Genomic DNA, 22,968 nt, shown 5'->3' with positions numbered 1-22,968 from the left:
ATGTAACAGGGCGCGCAACCAATTCGGAAGTCGCCTAACGCATGAGCGCCAAAACAGATTTCGACGTCACGGTTATCGGCGCTGGCCCGTCCGGCGCGATGGCGGCCATTCGGCTGGCGTCGTTTGGCCTCAAGGTGCTCGTCGTCGACAAGGCCGCCTTCCCGCGGGTAAAACCTTGTGCCGGCGGCCTGACGGTCAAGACGTTGAATGCCCTGCCCCATTCGGTCGGCCCGATCATCCGCAGTGTCACGGACCGCTTTGCGATCGGCGTGAAGAGCGACCGGCGAGAGCGCCTCGAAATGTTTGCTGGCGCCGATCCGATTTGCGCCTTCGTCGTCCGCGAAGAATTCGACGCGTTCAATGTCGAGAAGATGATTGCGGCAGGCGTCGACTTCGAGGTGGACGGTAGACTGGAAGCGATCAAGGAGCAGGTGGACGCAGTCGAGCTTCGTTTCAGGAACCGCACGATCCGTTCGAAATATCTCGTCGGCGCCGATGGCGCCAACAGCACGGTGAGGCGGCTGACCATCGCCGGCATCCCGTTCAAGCGAGGCTTCGCCATCGAAGGCCTGATGCCGCTCGCGAAAATCGGCCGCATGCCCGATGCGGAGTTCTTCTTCGGCTATGTCGACAACGGCTATGGCTGGCTGTTCCCGAAGGGTGATCACGTCAATGTCGGGATCTATACCCATGACGCCCAGGTCCATTTGAGCAAGGACCTGTTAGGCGCCTATTGCAAGGCCCGGCTCGGCCTCGATGACCTCGAGCATATCGTCGGCTTTCCGCTCGGCTTCGGCGGTGCGAAYGGGTTGCCGCGCTCGAACCGCATCCTGCTTGCCGGCGATGCGGCCGGTCTTGTCGAGCCGCTGTTTGGCGAAGGACTGCACAATGCGGTCCGTTCCGGCCTGGCGGTTGCCGATGCGATCCATGCCGCAGAGACCGGGCGCGCCACGTCCGCCGGCGCTGCCTACCGCGAAGCGCTCTCGCCGATCACGGCAGACCTACGCCGCTGCGAACAGCTCAAGTCCTTCTTCTATCCGCACATGGATGGGATCGGTTTCAGCCTTGCCCGATTGCCGTTGAGCAAGGTGGCGCTGCTCAGGGGAACCGCAGCGGGGATGACGATGCGGCAGCTGACCAATCGTGGACTTCTGGCGAGATGGTTCCGGCCGAGTTCGCCATCCTCGCTCGCCGACTTCGACAGCCGGCAAACAGTCCGCGCCTAAAACGATCTACGCACTATTTATACGTCCGCCGGTGTGTCGCCGCCACCCGTGCCACCTGCTCATAGATGCCGGTCAGCAGTTCGAGCGTCCGCGTCGCCTCTTCAAGCCGCTGCGGGAAGTTCGGCACCGATGAGATCGCGTCAATCAAAAGCGTGCCGCGCACTTCGGCATAACGGTCGGTGACCTCTCGGCCAAGCTCCGTCACCGAATAGGTGACGCCGGAGCGGCCGCTGCCTTCTCGGGCCACCAGGCCGGCGGAAATCAGCTTGCGCAGGCTGTACTGCATGTTGGGAATGTCCTCGCGATTGGCGAGCCGCGCCAGGTCCTTGATCGTCTTGGGGCGATCGTTCATGCGGATGATGTGCAGCATGGCATTTTCTTCGCCGCTCGCTGCGAAATCGATCACTGATGCCAGGCATTCCGTCTGCCAGCGCTCGAACGCCTGGTTGGTGCGCATCAGCGCATATTCGATCTCGGCAACATCGATTTCCACCGGCGTGCGCGCCAGATGCCAGCTCCGATCGAGCCCTTCCGTTGTTTTGCCGCTCGTCTTGCCTTTCTCGGCCATCCAGACTTCTCCTTCTCAATCGTCTCAACCTAGCCGGTCTGGCTGGTTGACAACAGTCGATTTTAAGATAGACTTTTTATTGTAAATTCTATCATAATTTCGAGGGAACAAAATGACCAGTCAGAACAGCATGTTCACACCGAACCAGTTCGTGCTCGGCACATTCGCCTCCAACTGCTCCAGCGGCATGTCGGTCACCAAAGTGCCGAAGCGCTGGGTCAATTCCTGGGAGAACAATCTTCGCCTGGCAAAAATGCTGGATGATGCCGGCATCGAATTCATGCTGCCGATCGCCCGCTGGATCGGCTATGGCGGCGAGACCAATTTCCACGGCAGTGTGCTGGAGACCGTCACCTGGGCCGCCGGACTTCTGGCCCATACGCGCGACCTCAACGTCTTCGCTACCATCCATGTGGCGGCAAACCATCCGGTCGTGGTTGCCAAGCAACTCGCGACCATCGACCAGATCAGCAACAGCCGCATCGGTCTCAACATCGTCGCCGGCTGGAACCAGCCGGAATATGAGGCGCTGGGTCTCGAGCTGCCCGCCGGTCATGAAGATCGCTACGCCTATGCCGACGAATGGTTCGCCATCGTCCGCGCGCTTTGGGAACGGACCGAAGCCTTCGACTGGCACGGCGAATTCTTCAAGCTCAAGAATGTGCTCGGCGATCCCCGCCCTGCCCGCAAGCCGCCGATCCTCAATGCCGCAGGGTCAGGCCAAGGCCGCACCTTTGCCGTGCGCAAGGCCGATTTCCTGTTCACGCCGGCGATTGATCTCGCCCGTTCGTCTGAGGAGATCGCCGCACTGAAGCAGCAGGCGAAGGATATCGGACGCGATGTCGGTGTGCTGACCTTCTCGCATGTCGTTTGCCGGCCGACGGAGAAGGAGGCGAAGGACTATCTGCAGCATTTCGGCAAGGACAATGCCGATTGGGAAGCGGTCGACAATCTCGTGCGCCTGCAATTCGCCCATGCGCAGTCCTTCCCGCATGATCTCCTGGCTCTGATCCGCGACCGCATGGCCGCCGGTCATGGCGGTTTCCCGCTTGTCGGCACGCCGGAACAGGTGGCCGAAGGTATGATCGCGCTGCATAAAGCAGGCTTTGGCGGCACTACCCTGTCCTTCGTCGATTATGCCGAGGAATTCCCCTATTTCCGCGACCGCGTCCTGCCGATCCTCGAGGGTGAAGGCATCCGCCAGCCCGCTGCAAGGATCGTTGCGGCAGCCTGACCGCCTCTGCGCAACTTTATCGTGAATCCGCCGGTTCTTTCGGCGGATTTTCCTTTTATTTCACCGCATTGCGCCAATGTGGATTGTCATCCAACTGTCATCGCACTGACACGGCTCCGTAATTTAGCGGCATTAGATCATCCCCTAACTTATAGATATAACAGGGAATGGCAGGGATGTTCGAATTCAGGAACGTCGCGCGGCAGTTCGGCGCCAAGATCGCCGTCGACAACGTAACGCTCGATATCCCCGCCGGCCAGATGGTCGGCATCATCGGCCGCTCCGGCGCCGGCAAGTCCACCCTGCTTCGCATGATCAACCGGCTGGCCGATCCGTCGTCGGGTTCGATCTCCTTCTCCGGCAAGGATGTCACCAAGCTGCGCGGCCCGAGCCTTCGCCATTGGCAGCGTGATTGCGCCATGATTTTCCAGCAATTCAACCTCGTGCCGCGCCTCGACGTGCTGACCAATGTCATGCTCGGCCGGCTGAATCATCGTTCGACGATGTCGAGCGTGTTGAGCATGTTCACCCGCGAAGAACGCATCATGGCGATTGCCGCCCTGGAGCGCCTCGGCATCGAGCAGACGGCGCTGCAGGCCGCCGGCACGTTGTCGGGCGGCCAGCAGCAGCGCGTTGCCATCGCCCGTGCCCTGTTGCAGGAGCCGAAGGTGCTGCTCGCCGACGAGCCAATCGCCTCGCTTGATCCCATGAACGCCAAGATCGTCATGGATGCGCTGCGCGACATCAATGAGCGCGAAGGCATCATCGTCGTCACCAACCTGCACACGCTCGACACCGCCCGCGCTTATTGCGAGCGCATCATCGGCATGGCCGCGGGCCGCGTCGTCTTCGATGGCAGGCCCGAGGACCTCAACGCCGAGGCTGTCAGGACCATCTACGGCACCGACAAGGATGGCGCCGGCATCGACGAAACGATGACCTCGACCGCGATCAACATTGCGAATGCCGCACAAAAATCTGCCGGCGTTGAACCGCTGGTACTCGCCGGCCACTGACAGGCTGGCTGCGATCGCCCGCCCGCGTCAAGGGCACTTCTTCATAAGCAAGACGACCTGACAATGGTCAACCAGGAGAGAACCCATGTTGAAGAAAGCACTCTTTGCCGCAACGGCGCTGTTCGCTCTCGCCGGCGCTGCGCATGCTGCAGACATCAAGGAATTCCGCGTCGGCATTCTCGGCGGTGAGAACGAAGCTGACCGCCTGCGCAACTATGCCTGCCTTCAGGATCACCTGAAAAAGGAATTCGGCTTCGAGAAGGTTTCGCTCTTCCCGGCCGCCGACTATGACGGCGTTATCCAGGGCCTGCTCGGCGGCACGCTCGACTTCGCCGAACTCGGCGCGTCCGGCTATGCCAACGTCTACCTGAAGAATCCGAAGGCCGTCACCCCGATCCTGACGACGCAGCAGGAAGACGGCGCGACCGGCTACTATTCGATCGGTCTCGCTCTTAAGTCTTCCGGCATCAAGAACATCAAGGACGCCAAGGGCAAGGTCCTCGGCTATGCCGATCCGGATTCGACCTCGGGCTACCTCGTGCCCCTGACGCAGATTCCGAAGACCACTGGCGTGCCGAACGACAAGTTCTTCGCCAAGACCCAGTTCAACGGCGGCCATGAGAACAACCTGCTCGCCGCTTATGACGGCAAGGTCGACGTTGCCGTCGACGATTCCTCGGGCATTGGCGATTTCAAGGACGGCTTCACCTCGGGCACGTTCCATAAGGAAGTCGAAAAGGGCGCCGTCGACCCGAACAAGCTGGTTGAAGTCTGGCGTTCGCCGATGATCCCGAACGGCCCGCTGGTTGTCCGCAACGAACTCGGTGCGGAATGGCAGGCCAAGCTGGCCGCCTTCTTCACCGCACTGCCGGCCAAGGACCATGCTTGCTTCACCGCCATCGAAGGCGGCGACTTCAAGGGCTACGTCCCGGTCAAGCACGAGTTCTACAATGCCATCGTCGACGTCCGCAAGCAGGCCATCGGCGGCTGATCGGAACCATGGAATGGAAGGGCGGCTGGAGACAGCCGCCCTTTTCGCGTGACCACGAGCAGAGCGTAGCTTTGGCTTCTTGTTTCTATGCATGTCTTGTCTCTTAACCGGGACCCGAATTTCGGCAGACATGCTCCAGCGGGCGGAACGTCCATGACCATTGCCGATACTCAACCGCCTTTGCGTGCCGATATGCATGGGCAATTGAAGGACGAAACTCGCGAAATCGTCAGCGCCTGGGACAAGATGGTCGCCCGGCGCCGGTTCTACACGATCCTTGGGCTGGTGATCCTGGTCGCCGGCTTCATCGGCTCGGTAAAATTCGCCGACGAGGCCAATGCCGGTCACTTCTTCGAGCGCCTGCCGCATCTGTTCGACTTTCTCGAATGGCTGATCCCCAAGGATTGGAACGACGTCTGGCGTGCTTTGTTCGATAGGCCCAGCATCCATGACAACGGTGGCGAGGAATTCAACTTCGCCAAGGGGCGCGTCTATGTCTGGGGCGATTTTTATATCCCCGAATATTTCGAACTGATGATCATCACGATCAACGTCGCACTCGTCGCGACGATCATCGGCTTCGTCTTCGCTGTGCCGCTCGCCTTCCTCGCCGCCCGCAACATGACGCCGTCCTTCCTGCCGCGCACGTTTGCCAAGCGCACCTGCGAAATCCTGCGCGCTTTCCCTGAACTGGTGATCGCCGGCCTGTTTTCCGCGATCCTCTCGGTCGGCCCGGTCGCCGCGATCATCGCCGTCGGCCTGCACACGATCGGCGCGCTCGGCAAGCTTTTCTATGAAGTCGTCGAAAACATCGACATGAAGCCGGACGAAGGCATCAAGGCGGTGGGCGCCAATTGGATGGAGCGCGTGCGCTTCGCCGCCCTGCCTCAGGTGCTGCCGAACTTCACCTCCTACATGCTGCTGCGCCTGGAAATCAATGTGCGTGCCTCCACCATCATCGGCGCGGTCGGCGGCGGCGGTATCGGTGAAGAGCTGAAGCTCTCCATTTCGCGCGGCTTCGGCGCCAAGACGATCGCGCTCCTGCTGCTGCTGTTCATCACGATTGTCGCTGTCGATCAGTTCTCCGCCTGGCTCCGCCGTCGCCTCGTCGGCGAGCATGCCTTCCTCCTCCAGCACTAAGAGGTCAGCCATGGCGACTCTCGACGCAATCCGCATGCAGGAAATCGAGCAGCGCTATCCGGAGCTGCTTTACCGCTCGCCGCGCCAGCGCTTTGGTGGCCTGCTGATCGTCATCGGCACGCTCATCTATGCGATCTACGCCGTCTGGTTCTTCGACCTGCCGAAGCTGGTTTCAGAAGCGCATTGGGAACGCTTCGGCATCTATATGATCCAATGGATCAGCTATGACGTCCAACCGGATTTCCGCATCAAGGACGACGGCACGATCCAGGCCAAATATTCGCGTTTCTCGGTGCTGGGCAGTGACCCGCATCCGGACTGGGTCAGGAACAATCCCGACGGTACTGTCCATGTCGACATCAGCGGCGGCATCACCATCACCAAGGCTGGCACGACCGTTCATACCCACGGACAGGATCTGCGTATCGACGTGACCAGCGGTAGCCCGAAACTGGTCGGCCCGATTCCGAGCTATGTCACCGTCTATACCGACACCATTCTCGTCGACCTCGGCCTGTCCGGCGATGTCAGCGTCGACGTCGACCGCGTCAAGGTGCGCAAGCGCTTCTGGGGCTGGGCGAATTTCCTCTTCGACACGCAGTCGCCGTTCTTCAACAAGTCGACCGGCGAAGTGGCGAGCCTCATCGTCTCCGGTCCGCGCATCGACCCCGACCAGTCCAACCTGTCACTGGCCTGGGACAATATCTGGAACAACAATGCCTGGCAGCATGGCGATGTCTGGACCAAGATGTTCGAGACGATCACCATGGCTTTCCTCGGCACGCTGCTCGGCGCGATCTTCGCCTTCCCGCTCGCCTTCCTCGCAGCCCGCAATATCACGCCGAACCGCGCGTTGAACACGGCGCTGAAGCGCTTCTTCGACTTCCTGCGCTCCGTCGACATGTTGATCTGGGCGCTGTTCCTCACCCGCGCCTTCGGCCCCGGCCCGCTTTCCGGTTCGGGCGCGATCTTCCTCACTGAGACCGGTACGCTGGGCAAGCTCTATTCCGAAGGCCTGGAAAATATCGACAACAAGCCGCGTGAGGGCATCCGCTCGGTCGGCGCCTCGCCGATCGCCGTGCAGCGCTTCGGCGTCATGCCGCAGATCGTGCCGGTGACGGTCAGCCAGACGCTCTACCAGTGGGAATCGAATGTGCGCGAAGCCACGATCATCGGTGCCGTCGGCGCCGGTGGTATCGGTCTGAAACTCTGGGAGGCGATGCGCACCAATGCCAACTGGGCAAATGTCGCCTATATGGTGTTGCTGATCTTCCTCGTCGTCTATATTTTCGACACCTTGTCGACGGCTTTGCGGTCGAGATTAATCGGCCCATCTTCACGTTAATGTCACAGTGCGGCTATAGAGCAACGGCTTCTTAAACAGGGTCGACTCGCGACACCCGAGTCCGACAGAGGTCATGCGCTACGCACTCTATTTTGCTCCCCCGGAGAATGATCCGCTTTCGATCCGTGCTGCAACTTGGCTGGGACGGGACGCCTTCGATGGCAGCCCGCTTGACCAGCCTGTCGCTGATGGCTTCGATGCCGCCGAACTGGCGGCGCTGACCGACGAGCCGCGCCGCTACGGCTTCCATGCGACGCTGAAGGCGCCGATCGAGTTGGCGCCTGGGCGCAGCGAGGCGGACCTGTTCGCCGCATTCGACGACTTTGCCGCAGAGATCGATGCGTTCGACCTCCCGAAGATCGTGCTCGGCCAACTCGGCGCCTTCTTGGCCCTGATTCCGGGCACTGAAAGTGACGAATTGCAGGCGCTGGCCGATGCCAGCGTGACCCATTTCGAGCCCTTCCGCGCAGCACTTTCGGAAGGCGACATCGCCCGCCGCCGGCCGGAGCGGCTGAGCGAAAGCGAGCGCAATCATCTCCTGCAATGGGGCTATCCTTACGTTTTCGAGGATTTCCGCTTTCACATGACGCTGACCGGCCAGGTGCCGGTTGAACGCCAGACGGCCATGCGCGCTGCGATCGAGGCCTTCTTCGCCGATTTCCTCGACCGGCCGCTTGCCATTTCCCACCTTGCCCTGTTTATCGAACCCGAACGCGGAAGTCCTTTTGTCATGAAAAGGATCACGCCCCTCCGTCCGCTGATCCAAAGAAAGACCGCCTGAAATGTCCAAGGATACCGTCTTCAGAAATGCGCGCATCGTCCTCGACGACAAGATCCTCAACGGATCGGTCGTGATCCGCGATGGCAAGATCGCCGAACTGTCAGAAGGGTTTTCGGCTATCGGTGAGGATTTCGAAGGCGACTATCTGATCCCGGGCCTGATCGAACTGCACACCGACCATCTCGAAAGCCACTATTCGCCCCGCCCCGGCGTCCGCTGGGACAAGATCGCCGCGATCCAGGCACATGACGCCCAGGTCGCCTCTTCGGGCATCACCACTGTCTTCGATTGCCTGCGCATGGGCTCGGATGAAGACGGTGGCTTTGAGACGGGCGAGATGCGTGACATGGCCGATGCTTTGATGACGGCGCGGACGGAAAACCGCCTGAAGGCGGAGCACCTGATCCACCTGCGCTGCGAAGTCTCGTCATCCGACGTCATCGACCATTTCGAGACATTCGAGCATGACCCGCAGGTAAAGCTGGTGTCGATGATGGACCATGCGCCAGGCCAGCGCCAGTTCCAGACGATGGATCAGTATACCTTCTACTACAAGACCAAGCGAGGGCTGACGGACGAGCAGTTCGCCGAATTCGTCGCACGTCGCCTTGAAGCCTCCGAGCGTCACGCGAAGAAGCATCGCGACATCATCGCTGCCTTCTGCAACAGCCATGCCATCACCGTCGCCTCGCATGACGACGCCACGGTGGAGCATGTCGAGGAAGCCATCGGCTACGGCGTCCGCCTTGCCGAATTCCCGACCAGCCATGAAGCCGCGCGCGCTTCGCACCAGGCAGGAATGAGCGTGCTGATGGGCGCCCCCAACATCGTTCGCGGCAAGTCGCATTCGGGCAACATCACCGCCAAGGATCTGGCCGACCACGGTATTCTCGATGTGCTGTCGTCGGACTACGTGCCGCTCAGCCTGATCCACGCGCCTTTCGTGCTCGCCGATGCCGGCATGCCGCTGGAAAAGGCGATCGCCATGGTCACCTCGACCCCGGCCCGGACGGTGAGCCTCAACGACCGCGGCCGCATCGCGCCAGGTCTGCGCGCCGACCTCGCCCGCATCGACCGCAAGAGCGGTGTGCCGGTGGTCCGTTCCGTCTGGCGCGAAGGGCAGCGGGTGATATGAGCGACGACCGCCTACAGGGTACGATGATTGCCGTCGTCGGCCCAAGCGGCGCCGGCAAGGACAGCCTGATCGATTTCGCCCGCCGGCACCTGGTCAATGAGGCCGATATCGGCTTCGTACGCCGCTTCATCACCCGTGATGCCGATGCTGGCAGCGAGGATCACCATGCGGTGACGCAGGCGCAGTTCGAAACCATGCGCGACGCCGGCCGATTTGCTGTCCACTGGGGAGCGCATGATCTCTACTATGGCATTCCCGCCGAAACCCGCGACCAGCTTGCCAGTGGCAAAACGCTGATCGCCAACGGTTCCCGCGCTGCGCTTCCCGAATTTCAAAAGGCCTATTCCAACCTGCTCGTGGTGACGGTAACCGCCGCACCGGAAATCATTGCCGAGCGCTTGAAATCGCGCGGCCGYGAGGACGATGCGGCTATCTCAAAGCGGCTGGCCCGCTCCCAGGAGCAGTCTTGGTCGATCGACTGCCACGCAGTAGAGATTGACAATAGCGGGACGCTGGAGGCAGCGGGCAACGCCTTTGTCGAGGTCATCATGCGAGCCGCAAGCCGCAGCATCACCGAACACGCCTTAAGAAGCGCCTGAGGCGATCGATGTAGGAGCGGTCACTGGCAGGTCGATCTTCAAGATCGGCAGTGTTTGTCCGACCGGCTCCCAGTTCAACATAGAAGTCTTCCTCGTTGGCGACGTGGGCTTGCAGCGCAACCATCAGTTCGGCTTCCGCTTCGTCTGAAAGACAGTCGATTGGGTCAAGCTCGTCCTTCCAGCACCAACCGACAGCATCCCATCTTTCCTGCTGCGATGACACCGGCAAGGGCACGCCAAGTCTCTGAAGTACATATTCAAGTTGCTTTGCAGCGGCCTGCGCACCGACAACATGGAGAGCGTCGACGACATCCTGGGCATCCAGATCCCAGGATTGGCTCAAGAATGAGTTGAGGCCACCGCTGTTGACGGATCCCATGTAGCGATTGGCGGTGGCCGCGGCCCATTGGACGGAGTCCTTTTCATAAGCCGATGCTTCGCTCCAAAGAACGAAATTATTCCATGCCTCAACTGAACATGATGCCATCGCTACCCGCCTCATGGAACAAGGCATATTCACGATCTACAACGCAAACTGTCAATGCTCGCCGGCCATGATGGCTGTCGCCCCGACAAAACAAAGCGGGCGGGATTCGCATCCCGCCCGCCCGTCATTCACTCAAACGACCTCAATCGTCCTTCCGCACCGACGGCCGGCGCTTCGGCTTGGGTAGCTCGTCAACCGGTTCGGCCGCCGCAACAGCCTCCTCGACTTCCGGCTTACCCTTGCCGCTCCGACCAACCGGCGGCGTGGCGGCGACTTCGGCTTCGTCCTTCGGCTTGACCGGCGTATCCGGTAGGGCCTCGAGCACGATGCCGGTCTTGCCGTCTTCCTTCTTGGCGACGGAGACGCGGACAATGCCGCCCTTCTTCAGTTTGCCGAACAGGATTTCCTCGGCCAGCGGTTTCTTGATGCTTTCCTGGATCACGCGGCCCAGCGGACGCGCACCCATCTTTTCGTCGTAACCCTTCTCGGCCAGCCAGGTCGTGGCCTCCTCGGTGAGTTCGAAGGTGACGTGACGCTCGGCCAGCTGGCTTTCCAGCTGCAAGACGAACTTCTGCACCACCTTGTGGACGACCGTCATCGGCAGCGGCGCGAACGGGATGATCGCGTCGAGACGGTTGCGGAATTCCGGCGTGAACAGCTTGTTGATCGCCTCGATATCATCGCCTTCGCGCTTCAAAGAGCCAAAGCCGATTGCCGACTTGGCCATGTCCTGCGCACCGGCATTGGTGGTCATGATCAGGATGACGTTGCGGAAGTCGATCTTCTTGCCGTTGTTGTCGGTGAGAGAGCCGTTATCCATCACCTGCAACAGGATGTTGTAGATGTCCGGATGCGCCTTCTCGATTTCGTCAAGCAGCAGCACGCTATACGGATGCTGGTCGACCTGGTCGGACAGCAGGCCGCCCTGATCGAAGCCGACATAGCCGGGAGGGGCACCGATCAGCCGCGACACGGTGTGGCGTTCCATATATTCCGACATGTCGAAACGCAGCAGTTCAACGCCCAGCGACGAGGCAAGCTGCTTGGCCGCTTCCGTCTTGCCGACGCCGGTCGGGCCGGAGAACAGATAGGAGCCGATCGGCTTGTTCGGTTCGCGCAGGCCGGCACGCGCCAGCTTGATCGCGGACGTCAGCGCCTCGATGGCGACTTCCTGGCCGTAGACCACGGCGCGCAGTTCCTGCTCGAGATTGGAGAGCAGTTCCTCGTCATCGCGAGACACCGTCTTCGGCGGGATGCGGGCCATGGTGGCGACCGTCGCTTCGATCTCCTTTTCGGTGATCAGCTTGCGGCGCTTCGACAGCGGCAGCAACATCTGCGAGGCGCCGGTCTCGTCGATCACGTCGATCGCCTTGTCCGGCAGCTTGCGGTCGGTGATGTAGCGGGCCGACAGTTCCACCGCCGCCTTGATGGCGTCGTTGGAATAGCGCAGGTGATGGAACTCCTCGAAATAAGGCTTCAGGCCCTTGATGATCTCGATGGCGTCGTCGATGTTCGGCTCGTTGACGTCGATCTTCTGGAAGCGGCGGACGAGCGCCCGGTCCTTCTCGAAGAACTGGCGGTATTCCTTGTAGGTGGTCGAACCGATGCAGCGGATCGCCCCGGAGGACAGAGCCGGCTTCAACAGATTCGAGGCATCCATGGCGCCACCCGAGGTGGCGCCAGCCCCGATCACCGTATGGATCTCGTCGATGAACAGGATCGCGCCCGGGAAATCCTCGAGCTCCTTGACCACCTGCTTCAGCCGCTCTTCGAAATCGCCGCGATAGCGCGTGCCTGCAAGCAGCGTGCCCATGTCGAGCGAGAATATCGTGGCGTTCTGCAGTGCTTCCGGCACCTGCTTCTCGACGATGCGCTTGGCGAGGCCTTCGGCTATCGCCGTCTTGCCGACGCCGGGGTCACCGACATAGAGCGGGTTGTTCTTCGAGCGGCGGCACAGGATCTGGATCGTCCGGTTGACCTCGGACTGGCGGCCGATCAATGGATCGATGCGGCCGTTCTTGGCCTTCTCGTTGAGATTGACGCAATAGGCCTTGAGCGCGTCGAGCGGCTTCTTCTGGCCATCCTCCGTCTCCTTGCCGGTCGCGGGCTTGGCCTCCTGCTCGCWTTCATCCACACCTTTGGGGGTACGGGTTTCGGCGGAACCGGGACGTTTGGCAATGCCGTGCGAGATATAGTTGACCGCGTCGTAGCGGGTCATGTCCTGCTCCTGCAGGAAATAGGCAGCATGGCTCTCGCGCTCGGCGAAGATCGCCACGAGCACATTGGCGCCAGTCACTTCCTCCCGTCCGGACGACTGGACATGAATCACCGCTCGCTGGATGACGCGCTGGAAGCCGGATGTCGGCTTCGAATCCTCGTCATAACCAGTTGCGAGATTGGCCAGGTCGTTGTCGACGTAATCGCTGACGGTCTTCTTGAGCTTGTCCAGATCGACATTGCAGGCGCGCATGACGGCGGCCGCATCGCTGTCATCGATCAGGGAGAGCAGCAGATGTTCGAGAGTAGCATATTCGTGACGACGTTCATTGGCGAGAGTCAGTGCCCGGTGAAGGGCCTTTTCCAGGCTTGATGAAAATGTGGGCACGTTCAGAACCTCATTTCTTTTCCATAACGCATTGAAGCGGATGTTGGTGCTCTCGCGCAAAGTCCATGACCTGCATGACCTTCGTTTCCGCGACCTCGTATGTGTAGGTGCCGCATTCGCCCACGCCGTGATTGTGGACCTGCAGCATGATCCTTGTCGCTGCCTCCCTGTCCTTCTGGAAAAAGCGCTCCAGGATGAGGATCACGAATTCCATCGGGGTATAGTCATCATTCAACAATAATACGCGGTAGAGGCTCGGTTTCTTCACTTTCGGCTGAACGCGGGTGATTACCGACGTGCCGCGACCGCCGGTACTGGCGTCCCGCTCTTCACCGGCTTGCATCCGATATGCAAAATCAGTCATCGTTTCCTTCAAATCCGAATTCCATGAATGCCGAGGCATTTTAACCTAATCCACTGACCGTTATGTGGTATTCTAACGCGCCATTTTAAGACCCTTTTCTGAGCCTGCAATATTATTCGATGAAACTTATCCGGAAATGGATTGGCGAAATTGAGAGTTCCCGCTATGGCGAAAAATAAAAGCCGGCAAACCCATCGGGTTGCCGGCTTTCGCAATTCGAAAAGCGGGTATGATCAGGCAGCGGTGCTCTGTGCGGCAGCGGCAACCTTCTCCGCCCGGGTCTTCACGACCTCGGTTGCCGTCGCGACGGCAGCCTTGGCCGGCTCGTAGGCTTCCTTGGCGACATCGGCATACATTTCGCCGAGCTTGGTCATTTCGGCAACGTAGCCTTCCATTGCCGACTTGGCATAGGAGGTCTGCATCTCGATCGCGGCCTCGAAGCTCTTGGCACCCATCAGGCTCTGGAAGTGAGCAACGCTCGCTTCGAAGCTCTTCTTGGCGTAGTCAGTGGTTTCCGTCGCGATGGCCTGCAGGCCGCGGGACGTCGTGGAATAGGACTTCAGGGCCTTGTCCATGGCATCTTTGCCATACAGGCTAGCTTCGTCAAATTTGAACATTGGATGGGTTCCCTTTGCCATAAAGTGGTCACTAATATATAGGTGCACTGCACAAAAAAGTCAACATCTACGCAACCAAAGAGTTTGTTGCAAAATCAGTAGCTTATCTTAAATATTTGATTTGTAATACTAATTTCCGAAGTGAGTTGGCATTCGTTAAAATTTATCGCGTCGCAGCATGCTGGCCCCGCCGGAAACGCGAGGCCAAGCGGGAAATTCCGCTTAGAGATCGACGTCGAGGATCGCCATCGAGAAATTATACGAAAGATCGCCGTCTTCCTCATCCTTGTAGATGACGCCGAGAAATTCCTCGCCGAGATAAACTTCCGCCGAATCATTCTTGCGCGGCCGGGCCTTGACGACGATGTTCGGGTTGAGAGTGCGCTTGAAATAGGCGTCGAGTTTCTTCAGTTCATCAGGCTTCACGGCATTCACTCCATATCGGTTCCGATTTGCGGCGCTTTTGCCACGCGTGTACCGCGGCTGTAAACCCCAAAGCTCACAGCCGCGCAGGATCGACCGAAAGGGATATCACTCGATCGCCGACAGGAGTTGGTCCATGGCGCGTGACGGTTCCGAGCAGCCTGCCTCGCCAACGATGCGCGCGGGCACGCCGGCCACCGTCGTCTTCGGCGGCACGGGCTTCAGCACCACCGAGCCAGAGGCGACGCGTGAGCAGTGGCCGATGTCGATATTGCCGAGCACCTTGGCCCCTGCCCCGATCAGCACGCCATCGTGCACCTTGGGATGCCGGTCGCCGCTCTCCTTGCCGGTGCCGCCGAGCGTCACATCCTGCAGGATCGAGACATTGTCGCCCACCACAGCCGTTTCGCCGATCACCAGCCCGGTCGCATGGTCGAGGAAGAAGCCCTTGCCGATTCGGGCGGCGGGATTGATGTCGGTCTGGAAGACACTGGAGGAACGGCTCTGGAGATAGAGCGCGAAATCCTTGCGGCCTTTGTTGAGCAACCAGTGCGACAGGCGATAGGTCTGGATGGCGTGGAAGCCCTTGAAGTGGAGCACGGGCTCGATGTAGCGGGTGCAGACGGGATCGCGGTCGAAATAGGCCTGAATGTCGACGCGGATGATCGTACCCCATTCCGGCCAATCGCTCAGCATTTCCGTGAACGCCTGGCGTAGGATGACCGAGGGGATATCGGCATGGTCCAGCCGCTCGCTGATCCGATAGATCACGCAGTCTTCGAGTGTCTTGTGGTTGATCACCGTCGAATAGAGAAAGGTGCCCAGGACGGGATCGTGTGCCGCGGCAATCTCTGCTTCCTGCCTCAGCGTATCCCAGATAGGGTCGACGCTGGCAATGGCATCGCTACGGACATCATGCTTCAGGGCCATTGCGGCTCTCCTTCGTGTTCCTCTGCCAGATACTATAGGTGATTTCGCATCATAGTGAAATGGGGTCACCGGAACGTGAAAGTCCGACCACCCCTTCGAAGACGGAATGCCGTTGGCGGCAGATCGTTCAGCGACCACCGGTTTCCTGGTAGAAATCGAGTGCCGCCTTCTTGAAAACACGGTCGCCGACAGCGAGCATATGATCGCGGTTGGGGATGTCTATGGCGCGTGCATCCGGCATCAGGGCCGCCAATTCGTGCGGGTCGCCGGCAATATCGTCCCGGGTGCCGACTGCGATCAGTGTCGGCTGCATCAGCCGCGCCACCTCCGCCTCCGTCACCAGCACACGGTTGGAGGCGATGCAGGCGGCGAGCGCCAGCTTGTCGCTGCCGGTCTTGTCGGCGAAGTTGCGAAACATCAGCCCGCGCTCGTGACTGATCGTCTCCACGGAGGGCGCGAGCAAGGCATCGGCAATCGGATCCCAGTCGCCGACGCCATGCACAAGCCCGATTCCCAGCCCGCCCCAGATCAGCGAGCGGACCCGTTCGCCATGTCCCAACGCCAGGAAGGCGGAAATGCGTGCGCCCATCGAATAGCCCATGACATCAGCCGAATCGACGCCGAGATGATCAAGCAGCGCGGCGGCATCGGACGCCATCAGGGCCGGATGGTAGGCGGCAGAATCGTGAGGCTTGGAACTGCCGCCATGGCCGCGATTGTCGATCGCAATCACCCGGCGCCCGGCCTGAGCGAGCGTCTGCAGCCAGCCCGGCTGCACCCAGTTGACCATTGCCGAAGAGGCAAAACCATGGATCAGCAGCGTCGGTGCACCCTGTCGCTCACCTTCGTCGAAATAGGCGAAGTCAAACCCGTCATGGGAGAAATGCGAGAATTTTGGCGCATTGAGATGCATGGTTTGATGATCCGGACTAGCAAAAATGTTATAGCTGACATGTGTAGTTTGCGGCGTTTTGGCCCTACACTTTTGTCTCGGGACCCATTATGTTGCACCACAAAATAAATCGGTTCGGAGACTTGCATGGCTGGTCACAGCATTCCGCACTTCCAGAATGATGGCGGATACAGGACGATCAAGATCGGGGTCAAGGAGTTCATGTGCACAGGCGCATCGGTTCCTTTCGATCACCCACATATCTTCATTGATATGGGTGACGACAACGAGAAGGTCTGCTCGTATTGCTCGACGCTCTATCAATATGAGCCGTCGCTCAAGGCCGGTCAGTCTGACCCTGCGGGCTGTGTCTTCGCTGACCAGGCAGCCTGACGAACGTTTTCCGCGTCCCAGAGTGGCGCGAGGTTGGAACCAGATGAAATCTGTCGCTATTGTTGGTGCCGGCATTGCCGGACTCGTGAGTGCGCTCGCCTTTGCAAAAAAAGGTGTCGCCTCGACGGTGGTGGAAAGAACCGCGACGCTGCAGGGGACCGGGGCCGGTTTGCAGCTCTCGCCGAACGCCACCTATGTATTGGACCGGCTCGGTGTAGCCGATAGGCTGAAGGACCTGTGGCGGGAGCCGGACAATATCTGTCTGGTCTCCGGCCAGACTCTGGCGCCGATCGCCTCGATTTCGGCCAAGAAGATCGCCCACGAGCGCTGGGGCTCGCCCTATGCCTCGCTGCACCGGGCAACGTTGCAGAAAGTGCTGATCGAGTCCGCCCAGGACGAGCCGCTGATCACCCTGAAACTCGATTCAGGCATCAAGGATGACGCCGATCTCGATGCGCTGGCCGACATGAAGCCGGATCTGACGATCGGCGCTGATGGCGTCTGGTCGAAATTTCGCAGCCGCATTCCGCATGCCGGCGCGCCTGAATTTTCCGGCATGGTCGCCTGGCGCTTCATCGTTCCCGAAAAGGACGCGCCGTCCTTCCTCAACCCGCGCAATGTCACCGCTTTTGTCGGGCCGAAGGCGCATATCGTCGCCTATCCGCTGAAGGATGCCGGGGCGTTCAACGTCGTGGCGCTGTCGATGGGCAAAAATCCGGGCGAGACCTGGGCGGCGGAATGCAATCCCAGCCACCGCTCGGAAATGACATCCCAGTTCGCCTGCTGGCACCGCGATATCCGCACACTTCTGTCCTATGCGCCGAAACCCACCTGGTGGCCGCTTTTCGGCGTCACTGAGGGCCGCTGGACCGACGGCAGGAATGGTGTGCTGATCGGCGATGCCGCCCATGCCATGACGCCGTTTGCGGCGCAGGGTGCGGCCATGGCGATCGAGGATGCTTATGAACTGGCCGGTATCGCAACCGCTGATGTGGCGCTTGCCGATGGCCTTGCCTTCTTCGAACATCACCGTCAGAGCCGTGTCTCGCGCGTCCGCTCGCGCGCAGCCTTCAACAAGTTCGCCTACCATGCGCGCGGACCTGTCCGCTGGGCACGTGACATGGTGCTCAAAGTGCGCAGTCCTGAAAACGTCGCCTCCGACCTCGACTGGCTCTATGGCTACAAGGCGCCGGGCTGAACTTTCGTCTCGGCTGGCGCCCGTACTTCTTCAGCCTAGTTCCGCCGCGGCCTTGAAGCCGGCTTCGAGGTCGCGGATCAGATCGGGCACGTCTTCGAGACCGATCTGCAGCCTCAGCACCGGTCCTTCCGCCGGCGCTTTCGCGACCTTGCGGTCGGCGAGATTGCACCAGACCGCAAGGCTCTCAAAGCCACCCCAGGAATAGCCGAGCCCGAATAGTTTCAAAGCATCGAGGAAAGCGAAAGCCCGCGGCTTGAACTTCGCCGGGTCGCTCTCGCTGAGCACGAAGGAGAAAACACCGGACGCGCCCGTGAAGTCGCGCTTCCAGAGCGCGTGTCCCGGGAACGATTCCAGCGCGGGATGCAGGACCGTGGCGACATCCGCCCTGCCCTCCAGCCAGCGTGCGATCTCGAGCGCGTTTTTCTGATGATGTTCCAGGCGTATCCCCATGGTGCGTAGGCCACGCAGAATCTGATAGGCATCGTCAGGCGCGCCGCAGGTGCCGAGCGTGATCTGTGCTTCATGCAGCTTTGGCCAGTATGTCTCGTTGGCGGACACCGTGCCCATCAATATATCGGAATGGCCGGACGGATATTTCGTCGCCGCGTGGATCGAGACATCGACACCAAAATCGAGCGGCTTGAAATAAAGCGGCGTTGCCCAGGTATTGTCCATGGTCACGACCGCGCCGGCCGCATGCGCGGCATCGGCAATGGCGCGGATATCCTGCATTTCGAAGGTGAGCGAGCCCGGCGCCTCGGTATGCACCAGCGTCGTGTTGGGCCGGATCAATGCGGAAATTCCGGCGCCGATGCCTGGATCATAATACTCGGTTTCCACGCCGAGCCGCTTCAGCATCGTGTCGCAGAAATTGCGCGTCGGATAATAGACGGAATCGGTCACCAGGATATGGTCGCCGGCGGCAACGAAGGCCAGGAACGGCACGGTAACTGCAGCCAGCCCCGACGGCACCAGGATCGTGCCGGCCGAGCCTTCGAGCGCATCGATCGCCTCGCAGAGTGCATCCGTGGTCGGTGTGCCGCGCGTGCCATAAGTATATTTCTGCGCACGCCGGTCCATCGTGCTGGAATCCGGGAACAGCACGGTCGAGGCATGCACGACCGGCGGGTTGACGAAACCGTGGAATTCGCCGGGCTTCCAGCCCTGGTGGGTGAGCTTCGTATTCGGTCCGAAATCGTCTGCCTGCTTCTCGATTGCCATCTGCCAAGTCCATGTTCTGGTGATCGCAATGCCATTCCATAGGCCGGGAGAAGCGTCAAGTCGGCGTTCCGGTGAGGCGCCCCGTGCGCTCGCGCAAAATTATTCGCCAAGCTGCCCAAATCAACAGCGAATTTTTGCACATTTTCTACCATTGGCGAGATTTCGCGCATAATTTTCCGCAAATGCTCAGTGCGGTCTTGACTATCGTGGCGTTTAAGATTGTCTTAATGGTCCGCCTTCCGGAAGGGAAAACGGTTGGTGCTGGAACATCCCCGATTGGGGATCCACGGGGAAACAACGACAAACAAGAGGTTGGGAAAAATGTCCAAAACGCTATTGACCGGTGTGATCGGCGCCGCCGTAGTCGCGCTCGGCGCGGTGAGTGCTCATGCCGGCACGCTTGACGATGTCAAAGCCAAGGGTTTCGTACAGTGCGGTGTCAACGGTTCCAATCTTTTGGGCTTTGGCGCACAGGATTCCACCGGAAAGTGGTCGGGCCTCGATGTCGATCTCTGCAGGGCCATTGCAGCCGCGGTGTTTGGTGATGCCACCAAGGTCAAGTACACGCCGCTTTCGGCAAAGGATCGTTTTCCGGCTCTGCAGTCCGGCGAAGTTGACGTTCTTGCCCGTAACACGACCTGGAGCGCAAGCCGGGATAGCCAGTTGGGCTTCGATTTTCGCGCCGTCAACTACTATGACGGCCAGGGCTTCATGGTTCACAAGAGCCTGGGCGTAAAGTCGGCGCTCGAACTCTCCGGCGCAGCCGTCTGCGTCCAGTCCGGCACGACCACCGAACTGAACCTTGCCGACTATTTCAAGGCGAACAAGCTGGAATACAAGCCTGTCGTGTTTGAAAAGCAGGAAGAAGTCGATGCCGCCTATGGCGCCGGCCGTTGCGACGTCTACACGACCGACCAGTCCGGCCTCTATTCGATCCGGCTGAACCTCGCCAACCCGGCCGACAACGTCATCCTGCCGGAAATCATCTCCAAGGAACCGCTGGGTCCGGCTGTGCGCCAGAACGACTCCAAGTGGTTCGATGTCGTCTCCTACGCACACTATGCCATGGTAACCGCTGAAGAGTTCGGCATTACCCAGGCCAATCTCGATGAAATGGTCAAGTCGGACAATCCCGACATCAAGCGCTTCCTCGGAGAGGAAAAGGACGAGACGATCGGCAAGGATCTCGGACTGGACGAGAAATGGGCCTATAATATCATCAAGCAGGTGGGCAATTACGGCGAAGCTTTCGAGCGCAACGTCGGCGAAGGCAGCCCCCTGAAGATCAAGCGTGGCTTGAACGCGCTCTGGAACAAGGGCGGCCTGCAATACGCACCGCCGATCCGCTGAGGCTGGTCTGACTGACTCGCGGAAAGGCGGCATCCGCCTTTCCGCATATTCCGATGAAACGCTCGGAAAAAAGAGCGACGGAACAGGGGAAAATGAATGGCAGTCGACGCCGTAGAACGGGGCGGAACGAACCGATCGTTGCAATCTTTGGTGTATAATCCGGAACTGCGCCAGTTTGTTTATCAGGCGCTCACGGTGGTCCTCATTGCCTGGCTTATCTGGTACTCGTGGTCAAATGCCGCAGAGAACCTCGCCAAGGCGAACATGACGGCAGGCTTCGGCTTCCTGGGCGGTCGCGCCGGCTTTGAACTTGCCCAGACGCCGATCGATTTTTCCAGCGACTCCACCTATCTGCGCGCGCTTGTCGTTGGCCTGATCAACACGCTGATCGTCGCGGTGACCGGCATCATCACGGCTTCAATCGTCGGATTGCTGGTGGGTCTTGGACGCCTGTCCAACAATTGGCTGATCGCAAAACTCTCGACCATTTATGTCGAGGTTTTTCGCAATATCCCGCCGCTTCTGGTTATTTTCTTCTGGTACAAGGGCGTGTTGTCGCTGCTGCCGGAGGTAAGGAAAGCTTTGGCGCTGCCGCTTTCGGTCTTCGTCACCAATCGCGGCATATACATGCCTGCTCCGATCTTTGGCGATAGCATCTGGATCGTGGCAGTGGCTTTCGTGATCGGTCTCATCGGCGCGATCATCTATTCCAGATGGGCCAGCAAGCGGCAGATGGCGACGGGCCAGCGCTCTCCGGTGCTGATGGTCAACCTCGCTTTGATCGTCGGCCTGCCGCTGCTTGCCTTCATCGGCCTCGGCCTCCCGGTGAGTTTCGACGTGCCCAAGCTCGGTAAGTTCAATATGCAGGGCGGCACGGTGGTCGGGCCGGAATTCCTGTCGCTCTACCTTGCCCTTTCCTTCTACACAGCCTCCTTCATCGCCGAGATCGTCCGCGCCGGTATCCGTGGCGTTTCGAAGGGACAGTCGGAGGCGGCGCATGCACTGGGCATCCGCCCGGGTCTGACCACGCGCCTCATCGTGCTGCCACAGGCGCTGAGGATCATCATTCCGCCGCTGACATCGCAATACCTGAACCTGACGAAGAATTCGTCGCTCGCGGTCGCGATCGGTTATGCCGATCTGGTCGCGGTGGGCGGAACGATCCTCAATCAGACCGGCCATTCGATCGAGATCATCGGCATCTGGATGCTGCTCTATGTGTCGACCAGTCTGGCCACATCGCTGTTCATGAACTGGTTCAATGCCAAGATGGCTTTGGTGGAGCGCTGAGATGGCTGAGAACATTGCTTATGTACGCACCCAAGCCATCGCTGCGCAAAGCGCGCCGACGAATGACAAGACTGCCTGGGGGTGGGCGCGCCGGAACCTGTTTGCGTCGATAAAGGATACGATCATCAGCGTGGTCGTCATTCTCGTCATCGTCTGGTTCGTTGTGTCGGTCTTCGACTGGCTTTTCATATCGGCCATCTGGAGTGGACCCGACCGCACCGCTTGCGCGACGATTGCCCAAGGCGGCACACGACCGGACGGATGGAGCGGTGCCTGCTGGGCCTATGTTGGCAACTGGTTTACCCAGTTCATGGTCGGCTCCTATCCACGCGATCAACTGTGGCGGCCGATCCTGGTTGCGCTGCTGTTCGTCGGGCTGCTGGTGCCGTTCCTGATGCCTTCGCTTCCCCGCAAGGGTCTGAACGCCATTCTCCTGCTGGTTGCCCTACCGATCATCGCCTATTTTCTGCTCCTCGGCGGCTGGTTTGGCCTTTCTCCGGTCGAGACCACCAATTGGGGTGGGCTGATGGTGACACTGATCCTGTCCTTTGTGGGCATCGTCGTGTCACTGCCTGTCGGCATCCTGCTGGCCCTCGGGCGGCGTTCGAAGATGCCGATCCTCAAAGCAGCCTGTGTCGCCTTCATCGAGCTTATCCGCGGTGTGCCGCTGATCACCGTGCTGTTCATGGCGAGCGTGCTTTTGCCGATTTTCCTTTCGCCCGGTACCAATATCGACAAATTCCTGCGCGCGCTGGTCGGCGTTTCGATATTCGCATCGGCCTACATGGCCGAAGTCATTCGCGGCGGGCTGCAGGCGATTCCGAAGGGGCAGTACGAAGGCGCTGACGCCCTCGGTTTGAACTTCTTCCAGAAAATGACTTTCATCATCATGCCGCAGGCGATCAAGCTGGTCATTCCGGGTATCGTCAACACCTTCATCGGCATGTTCAAGGATACGTCGCTGGTATCGATCATCAACATGTATGACCTGCTCGGCATCGTCAAAGCCAGTTTCGGCGACGCCCGCTGGGTCACGCCAGTGACGCCGTTGACCGGACTGATCTTTGCAGGCTTTACTTTCTGGCTGTTCTGCTTCGGCATGTCGCGCTATTCAGCATTCGTCGAGCGGCGCCTCGACACCGGACACAAACGATAACAAAAGG

The 22,968-nt window shown here is 59.9% G+C and carries 23 protein-coding genes; 14 read left to right on the top strand and 9 right to left on the bottom strand.

All coding sequences use genetic code 11. From position 1 onward, the window contains the following. The first annotated feature begins 41 nt into the window (after positions 1-41). A complete protein-coding gene (locus AC1D06_RS28055; RefSeq protein ID WP_477989090.1) occupies positions 42-1,226 on the top strand; it encodes an NAD(P)/FAD-dependent oxidoreductase in 1,185 nt (394 codons plus the stop codon). A 13-nt stretch (positions 1,227-1,239) separates the two neighbouring features. Here the strand turns inward: AC1D06_RS28055 and AC1D06_RS28050 are convergent, their stop codons facing one another. Next, complete coding sequence (locus AC1D06_RS28050) at positions 1,240-1,794, bottom strand: winged helix DNA-binding protein (RefSeq protein ID WP_477877025.1); 555 nt, start codon at positions 1,792-1,794, stop codon at positions 1,240-1,242. Between the two features lie 112 nt (positions 1,795-1,906). Here AC1D06_RS28050 and AC1D06_RS28045 point away from each other — a divergent pair, with 112 nt between their 5' ends. The 8 genes from AC1D06_RS28045 (at position 1,907) to phnN (ending at position 10,035) form a co-directional block, all read left to right on the top strand. Continuing rightward, positions 1,907-3,028, top strand: coding sequence for an LLM class flavin-dependent oxidoreductase (locus AC1D06_RS28045; RefSeq protein WP_477989088.1), 1,122 nt, complete (start codon positions 1,907-1,909; stop codon positions 3,026-3,028). A gap of 176 nt (positions 3,029-3,204) precedes the next feature. Beyond that, the gene (phnC, locus tag AC1D06_RS28040) at positions 3,205-4,044 is read left to right on the top strand and encodes a phosphonate ABC transporter ATP-binding protein (protein WP_477989087.1); all 840 of its coding nucleotides are present in this window, start codon (positions 3,205-3,207) and stop codon (positions 4,042-4,044) included. Between the two features lie 85 nt (positions 4,045-4,129). Continuing rightward, positions 4,130-5,035, top strand: a complete 906-nt coding sequence (gene phnD / locus AC1D06_RS28035) for a phosphonate ABC transporter substrate-binding protein (RefSeq protein WP_477877028.1) — start codon at positions 4,130-4,132, stop codon at positions 5,033-5,035. Positions 5,036-5,188: 153 nt separating this feature from the next. Next, positions 5,189-6,175, top strand: a complete 987-nt coding sequence (gene phnE / locus AC1D06_RS28030; RefSeq protein WP_477877029.1) for a phosphonate ABC transporter, permease protein PhnE — start codon at positions 5,189-5,191, stop codon at positions 6,173-6,175. 10 nt (positions 6,176-6,185) lie between these two features. Beyond that, positions 6,186-7,520, top strand: a complete 1,335-nt coding sequence (gene phnE, locus AC1D06_RS28025) for a phosphonate ABC transporter, permease protein PhnE (RefSeq protein WP_477989086.1) — start codon at positions 6,186-6,188, stop codon at positions 7,518-7,520. A gap of 73 nt (positions 7,521-7,593) precedes the next feature. Next, positions 7,594-8,301, top strand: a complete 708-nt coding sequence (locus AC1D06_RS28020; RefSeq protein WP_477989085.1) for a DUF1045 domain-containing protein — start codon at positions 7,594-7,596, stop codon at positions 8,299-8,301. A 1-nt stretch (position 8,302) separates the two neighbouring features. Next, on the top strand, positions 8,303-9,436 hold the full coding sequence (locus AC1D06_RS28015; protein WP_477877032.1) for an alpha-D-ribose 1-methylphosphonate 5-triphosphate diphosphatase: 1,134 nt from the start codon (positions 8,303-8,305) through the stop codon (positions 9,434-9,436). Then, positions 9,433-10,035: a phosphonate metabolism protein/1,5-bisphosphokinase (PRPP-forming) PhnN gene (phnN, locus tag AC1D06_RS28010; RefSeq protein ID WP_477989084.1), complete on the top strand. Its 603-nt coding sequence runs from the start codon at positions 9,433-9,435 to the stop codon at positions 10,033-10,035. Before AC1D06_RS28015 ends, phnN begins: the two co-directional genes overlap by 4 nt. On the opposite strand, the gene AC1D06_RS28005 is transcribed toward phnN, so the two are convergent. From AC1D06_RS28005 to AC1D06_RS27975, 7 genes are all read right to left on the bottom strand, one after another. Then, entirely contained in the window at positions 10,007-10,522 is a 516-nt protein-coding gene (locus AC1D06_RS28005; protein ID WP_477989083.1) for a DMP19 family protein, read from the bottom strand. The genes phnN and AC1D06_RS28005 overlap by 29 nt on opposite strands. 142 nt (positions 10,523-10,664) lie before the next feature. After that, complete coding sequence (gene clpA / locus AC1D06_RS28000; protein ID WP_477989081.1) at positions 10,665-13,127, bottom strand: ATP-dependent Clp protease ATP-binding subunit ClpA; 2,463 nt, start codon at positions 13,125-13,127, stop codon at positions 10,665-10,667. 10 nt (positions 13,128-13,137) lie between these two features. Continuing rightward, positions 13,138-13,491 carry an ATP-dependent Clp protease adapter ClpS gene (gene clpS, locus AC1D06_RS27995; protein ID WP_477877036.1) on the bottom strand — a complete coding sequence of 118 codons (354 nt, stop codon included), beginning with the start codon at positions 13,489-13,491 and terminating at the stop codon, positions 13,138-13,140. Between the two features lie 233 nt (positions 13,492-13,724). Next, on the bottom strand, positions 13,725-14,108 hold the full coding sequence (locus AC1D06_RS27990; protein ID WP_477877037.1) for a phasin family protein: 384 nt from the start codon (positions 14,106-14,108) through the stop codon (positions 13,725-13,727). Positions 14,109-14,330: 222 nt separating this feature from the next. Continuing rightward, positions 14,331-14,534 (bottom strand): DUF3126 family protein, encoded by a 204-nt coding sequence (locus AC1D06_RS27985; RefSeq protein WP_477877038.1) that lies wholly within the window; start codon positions 14,532-14,534, stop codon positions 14,331-14,333. Between the two features lie 105 nt (positions 14,535-14,639). Next, positions 14,640-15,461, bottom strand: coding sequence for a serine O-acetyltransferase (gene cysE / locus AC1D06_RS27980; protein ID WP_477989079.1), 822 nt, complete (start codon positions 15,459-15,461; stop codon positions 14,640-14,642). 127 nt (positions 15,462-15,588) lie between these two features. Continuing rightward, a complete protein-coding gene (locus AC1D06_RS27975) occupies positions 15,589-16,374 on the bottom strand; it encodes an alpha/beta fold hydrolase (protein WP_477989077.1) in 786 nt (261 codons plus the stop codon). A gap of 126 nt (positions 16,375-16,500) precedes the next feature. Between AC1D06_RS27975 and AC1D06_RS27970 the strand changes: the two genes are divergently transcribed. Both AC1D06_RS27970 and AC1D06_RS27965 read left to right on the top strand, forming a co-directional pair. After that, on the top strand, positions 16,501-16,746 hold the full coding sequence (locus tag AC1D06_RS27970) for a zinc-finger domain-containing protein (RefSeq protein ID WP_477877041.1): 246 nt from the start codon (positions 16,501-16,503) through the stop codon (positions 16,744-16,746). Positions 16,747-16,789: 43 nt separating this feature from the next. After that, positions 16,790-17,944, top strand: coding sequence for an FAD-dependent monooxygenase (locus AC1D06_RS27965; RefSeq protein ID WP_477877042.1), 1,155 nt, complete (start codon positions 16,790-16,792; stop codon positions 17,942-17,944). Positions 17,945-17,974: 30 nt separating this feature from the next. Here the strand turns inward: AC1D06_RS27965 and AC1D06_RS27960 are convergent, their stop codons facing one another. Beyond that, on the bottom strand, positions 17,975-19,165 hold the full coding sequence (locus AC1D06_RS27960) for a cystathionine beta-lyase (RefSeq protein ID WP_477989075.1): 1,191 nt from the start codon (positions 19,163-19,165) through the stop codon (positions 17,975-17,977). A 321-nt stretch (positions 19,166-19,486) separates the two neighbouring features. Between AC1D06_RS27960 and AC1D06_RS27955 the strand changes: the two genes are divergently transcribed. The 3 genes from AC1D06_RS27955 (at position 19,487) to AC1D06_RS27945 (ending at position 22,961) form a co-directional block, all read left to right on the top strand. Further along, positions 19,487-20,515 carry an amino acid ABC transporter substrate-binding protein gene (locus AC1D06_RS27955; RefSeq protein WP_477989074.1) on the top strand — a complete coding sequence of 343 codons (1,029 nt, stop codon included), beginning with the start codon at positions 19,487-19,489 and terminating at the stop codon, positions 20,513-20,515. 96 nt (positions 20,516-20,611) lie between these two features. Next, positions 20,612-21,805 (top strand): amino acid ABC transporter permease, encoded by a 1,194-nt coding sequence (locus AC1D06_RS27950; RefSeq protein ID WP_477877045.1) that lies wholly within the window; start codon positions 20,612-20,614, stop codon positions 21,803-21,805. Between the two features lies 1 nt (position 21,806). After that, positions 21,807-22,961, top strand: a complete 1,155-nt coding sequence (locus tag AC1D06_RS27945) for an amino acid ABC transporter permease (RefSeq protein ID WP_477989072.1) — start codon at positions 21,807-21,809, stop codon at positions 22,959-22,961. Positions 22,962-22,968 lie beyond the last annotated feature (7 nt).

Source organism: Rhizobium sp. P2_G2 (assembly GCF_056403555.1).
This window is presented reverse-complemented; position numbering and strand designations above follow the sequence as displayed.